Origin of the sequence: Rhodococcus sp. ENV425 (assembly GCF_002887785.1) — a bacterium.
GTDB classification, from domain to species: domain Bacteria; phylum Actinomycetota; class Actinomycetes; order Mycobacteriales; family Mycobacteriaceae; genus Rhodococcus; species Rhodococcus aetherivorans.
In genome coordinates this window covers 1322-3723 of the sequence record NZ_PCZU01000173.1, presented here as the reverse complement: position 1 = coordinate 3723, position 2402 = coordinate 1322, and the positions used below count along the sequence as shown (strand labels likewise).

Below are 2402 nucleotides of genomic sequence, written 5' to 3'. Positions count from 1 at the left end.
CGCGCAGCGCCTGGTAGCCGACGAATGCGACGCTGTCGATCAGCGCGTGCGCCACCACCAGCGGCCACAGCTGCGACGTGCGCTGCCAGTACCGGCCGAACACCAGACCCATGACGACGTTGCCGAGCCCGCCGCCGAGGCCCTGGTAGAGGTGGTAGCTGCCGCGCAGCAGCGACGAGGCGAGCAGCGAGGAGTTCTCCGACCAGCCGAGCTGCCGCAGTCGGGTGATCAGGTACGCAACGACGAGAACCTCCTCGGCGGCGGAGTTCGCGATCGCCCACAGCACCAGCGCCGGCAGCCGCCACCAATAGTCCTCGAGGGTGCTGGGCGCGACGGTGAGGTTGATGCCCGCCGCCCGTGCCACCAGGTACAGGCCGAGCCCGGGGATTCCTATGAGCGCGGCCAGCCCCACGCCGGGGAGCAGGCCGCGGCGCAGCTGGTCCCGGGCGAAGCCGATCGCCTTCGGGCCGATGCCGCTGCGCCACAGCAGGTACACCCCGAGCGCAGCCCATGCCAGCAACCGGACGATGCCGAGCACCTGCCGGGCCAGGTCGATGAACTGCTGCGACGAGCGGGGGACGTTCAGCGCGACGGTCTGGTCGGACAGCGGCTCCGGTGCGAGTGCGGATTCGAGCAGCGACAGCATCGACGACAGCCCGCTCAGGCCGAAGGTGACGAGCAGGACGATGGTGACCTCGACCCACAGGGCGCGGCGGGCCGTCGGGTCGAGGGGCTCGGCGGGTGGCCGGGGCGGTGGCGTCAGCCAGGTACGGATCGTCACGGTCGCGATTGTGCCGCGTCGCGGCGGGCCTCTCACATCCTGATCTTGATCGCGTCCCGACGGGAGTTGACGCCCAGCTTGCGGTAGATCGAGCGCTGGTGGGTTTCGCACGGACACGAACAGCGCGGCGGCGATCTCCTCCGCTGTCATCGGGGTGCGGAGGTAGGCGAGTATCTCCCGCTCCCGGGCGGACAGCCGGGCGGCCGGTACCCGAGCAGTCGCGAGCGTCTCGTCGGCCCGGACGAGGCGTGCGGTGACAAGGCGGCTCGCCTAGACGAACGCGAGAGCCTGCACGCCGGAGAGGTTGCCGACACCTCGACAGCGCGCTTCGGGTGACGAGCAGGGCGATATCCCTTCGCCGTCAGTGCCGTGACGACGGGGACGTTCGTGGTGTGCCGCAGCGGATCGGCCAGGTCGAGCGCACGGGCGGACCCGACCGACCTCTCCACGAGCAGGGCGTGCGCCATACGCGTGTAGACCGGCCAGGGGACCCCGTGCTCGTCGCTCGCGGGCACACGGTCGAGCAGTTCCCGCGCACGGGTGAGTTCACGGACGTCTCCCAGCGCAGCGACAGTCGAGGCGAACGGGTGGGCCGCACTCGACGTGCGCTGTCCGGGGTCCCTCCGGTCGGCCGCGGTGAACACCGCAGCGGCGAGAGTCCCGAAAGACGTTCGCCCCGATAATCATTCGCATTCGAGCTCAGCGTCTATGCTGTCGCCATGTTGCTCATCGGAATCCTCGTGTTCGGCATGGTCGTCGGCGCCGCGGCCCAGTTGCTGCTGGGCAGGTCGGCGGGGCGGATCGATTGGACCCTCGCCTTCGCTGCCGGGCTCGCCGGGTCCTTCGTAGGCGGGCTGCTCGTCAGTCTTCTGGCCGGCGACGGACTGTCGCTACGGCCGAGCGGGATCATCGGCTCGCTCGTGGGGGCGCTGCTCGTCACCGGTGCGGTGGGCTGGTGGCGGGCACGTTCCGCCACGCCGAAGCCCTGACCCTCGGAGTGCGGGCGCGGAGCGGTGTGCAAGCTTCGAACGGGTCCTCGTCGGTCGTTCGTCGGAGATGACATTCCCGTCCATGCCTGGCGGGTCGTCGGTGGGCCGACCACGATGACCTCCAGTCGGCCGCGTCATGTGGCGCGGAGGAGGTAGGGCCGCGGTGTGTTCTTCGGGCGGCCGGTGTGTCCTTTGGGTTGCCCCAGCCGCCCGAAGGACACACCGGCCGCGAAGCGGCCTTTCCTCACCAGAAGTCCAGTGCCTCCGCCAACGCGGTGGACTGCGCGTGGGTGGGCCGCTGCGCGCCGTCGACGGCGTAGACGGTGGTGCCCACGGTCGCGACGACGAGACCGTGCCGGGCGACGCCCATCGGTGGCAGCTCGGACCAGGTGCCGGTGGTCAGGTCGAACGCCTCGACGTCGGCGAGGACGCGGGTGGGTTCCTCGCCGCCGACGGCGACGATGCGGCCGTCGAGGTGGGTGACACCGAGCCCGCCGCGGGGGGTGGGCATGTCGGGAAGCTGCGTCCAGGTGTCGGTGGCGGGGTCGTAGCGCTCGACGGTGGCGACGTTCTTGTCGGCGGCCAGGTCCCGGCCGCCGACGGCGTAGGCGTAGGTGCCGTCGGTGGTGGCG

3 protein-coding genes are annotated in these 2402 nt (G+C 71.0%); 1 reads left to right on the top strand and 2 read right to left on the bottom strand.

Going from position 1 to position 2402, the window contains the following annotated elements; translation table 11 throughout:
- A partial coding sequence (locus CQZ88_RS14050; protein ID WP_102799918.1) for a CPBP family intramembrane glutamic endopeptidase occupies positions 1–781 on the bottom strand: 781 nt, incomplete at its 3' end.
- A 719-nt stretch (positions 782–1500) separates the two neighbouring features.
- On the opposite strand from CQZ88_RS14050, the gene CQZ88_RS14045 reads away from it, so the two are divergent.
- Positions 1501–1770: a hypothetical protein gene (locus CQZ88_RS14045; protein WP_006944638.1), complete on the top strand. Its 270-nt coding sequence runs from the start codon at positions 1501–1503 to the stop codon at positions 1768–1770.
- 244 nt (positions 1771–2014) lie between these two features.
- On the opposite strand, the gene CQZ88_RS31045 is transcribed toward CQZ88_RS14045, so the two are convergent.
- Positions 2015–2402: kelch repeat-containing protein (locus tag CQZ88_RS31045; RefSeq protein WP_308410805.1), on the bottom strand; the 388-nt coding region annotated here is incomplete at its 5' end.

Coding starts and splice junctions, on each gene's coding strand:
- CQZ88_RS14045 (WP_006944638.1), top strand. CDS start 1,501: ATGTTGCTCATCGGAATCCTCGTGTTCGGCATGGTCGTCGGCGCCGCG.